This is a genomic window from Micromonospora sp. NPDC047620 (genome assembly GCF_043205005.1).
Taxonomy (GTDB): domain Bacteria; phylum Actinomycetota; class Actinomycetes; order Mycobacteriales; family Micromonosporaceae; genus Micromonospora.
The window spans coordinates 1-1,890 of the sequence record NZ_JBIDDG010000090.1 but is presented as its reverse complement, the minus strand read 5'-3'; the positions used below and the strand labels follow the sequence as shown (position 1 = coordinate 1,890).

The 1,890-nt window shown below is 68.5% G+C and carries 1 protein-coding gene; it reads right to left on the bottom strand.

The window, feature by feature from the left end:
- Nucleotides 1-1,890 (bottom strand): type I polyketide synthase (locus tag ACGF5C_RS34325; protein ID WP_393308515.1); only part of this gene is annotated, 1,890 nt, incomplete at both ends.

The following is a 1,890-nucleotide window of genomic DNA, read 5'->3' as shown; positions in this document are numbered from 1 at the left end:
TACCGCCTGAGCCCGCCAGGCGCCGCAGCACCCGCGAGCGCACCGCCACTACGCGCGCGGCGTCGGCGATCGACAGCACGCCCGCGACGCAGGCCGCCGCGATCTCGCCCTGCGAGTGGCCCACGACCGCGCCGACCGGAACGCCGAGCGATTGCCACACCCGTGCCAGCGAGACCATCACCGCCCACAGCGCCGGCTGCACGACGTCCACCCGGTTCAGCAGGCGCTCGTCGCCGAGCGCCTGCGTCAGCGACCAGTCCACGTGTGGGGCCAGGGCCTGCTCGCACTCCCGCAGGGACGCCGCGAACACCGGCGACCCCGCCAGCAGCTCCCGGCCCATCCCCGCCCACTGCGAACCCTGACCGCCGAACACCAGCACCACCGACTCCACACCCGGCACCGTTCGCCCCACCACCGGAGCCGCCTGCGCATCCGCCGAATCGGTGTCGGCTTCATCGGTTTTCGCGATGCGATCCAGACCGGTGATCAGCTCGCCGCGCTCGCGCCCGACGATGACGGCGCGGTGTTCGAACAGCGCGCGGCGCGTGAGGGACCAGCCGATCGCGGCGGGATCGGCCGTGGTCGCCGTGGCGGCGAATTCGCGCAGGCGGTTCGCCTGACCGATGAGCGGGGTGTGCGAGCGTGCCGACAGCGCCCACACCGAAAGCCCCTGCGTCACGAGCGGTGTGGATGCCGAGGTGTCGTCGGCGGCGGGTAGCGGTTCCGGGGCCTGCTCGAGAATCAGATGCGCATTCGTACCACTGATACCGAACGACGACACCCCCGCACGCCGCGGACGCCCCTCCGGCGTCCGCCACTCGCGCGCCCGATCCAGCAACCGCACATTGCCCGCTTCCCAGTCCACATGCGGCGAAGGCTGTTCGCAATACAAGGATTTCGGCAACACACCATGCCGCATCGCCAGCACCATCTTGATCACACCCGCAACACCCGCAGCCGCCTGCGTATGACCCACATTCGACTTCACCGACCCCAACCACACCGGATCACCGGCCCGATCACGCTGACCGTAAGTCGCCAGCAACGCACCCACCTCGATCGGATCACCCAACCGCGTAGCGGTGCCATGCCCCTCGACCACGTCCACATCGCCGACCCCCAGCCCGGCAGCGGCCAGCGCGGCCCGAATCACCCGCTGCTGCGCCGGACCATTCGGCGCCGTCAACCCATTCGACGCACCATCCTGATTCACCGCCGAACCCGCCACCACCGCCAACACCGAATGACCCAACTCCCGCGCCCGCGAAAGCCGCTCCAACACAACAACACCCACACCCTCACCCCACCCCGTCCCCTCAGCACCCACACCGAACGACCGACACCGCCCATCCACAGACAACCCACGCTGCCGCGAAAACTCCACGAACGGTCCGGGGGTGGACATCACGGTCACGCCGCCCGCCAACGCGAGCTCGCACTCACCGCCGCGAATAGATCGGGACGCCAGATGCAGCGCCACCAACGACGACGAACACGCCGTATCCACCGTCAAAGCCGGACCATGCACACCCAGCGTGTACGACAACCGCCCCGACGCCAGCGAACCCGACGCAGCATCACAACCCGGATAATCGTGATACATCAACCCCGCAAACACACCGGTCTCACTACCCCGCAACCCATGCGGATCGATACCCGCGTCCTCGAGCGCCTCCCACGCCACCTCCAGCAACAACCGCTGCTGCGGATCCATCCCCAACGCCTCCCGCGGCGAAATCCCGAAAAACCCCGCATCGAAATCCCCCGCCCCCGAAAGGAATCCACCCGAACAGGTATAGGTCTTACCGGCCACACCCGGCTCGGGATCATAAAGCGTGCCGAGGTCCCACCCGCGATCGACGGGGAAGTCCCCCACCACATCGCGACCGT